We start from the raw sequence: 228 nt of genomic DNA, 5'->3' as shown, positions 1-228 counted from the left end.
AAAACGTGCTTGGCGGAATAGTGGCGCTCCGCACGGTTGACGACCCGCGCAGAGACGCGATCGGAATTCCACTCGACAAACAACGAATAAGCGACTGCGGTGAGTGATCCGATTTCCTCTAGCCGCCGCGAAAGATAAGCGATGAGATTTTGCGTCGCAACGAGCGGAGGTGTGCCGTCTATGGTTTCGTTACTGCATCCATGTTGATGGAGATCGCGTCTGAAGAGG

The 228-nt window shown here is 54.8% G+C and carries 1 pseudogene; it reads right to left on the bottom strand.

Features of this window, described 5'->3' with window-relative positions:
* Positions 1 to 228 (bottom strand): annotated as a pseudogene (locus tag KVT39_RS37700) (hypothetical protein); the annotation flags it as partial.

It is taken from the genome of Burkholderia sp. GbtcB21 (assembly GCF_019091065.1).
Classification (GTDB): Bacteria; Pseudomonadota; Gammaproteobacteria; order Burkholderiales; family Burkholderiaceae; genus Burkholderia; species Burkholderia pyrrocinia_C.
This window is presented reverse-complemented; position numbering and strand designations above follow the sequence as displayed.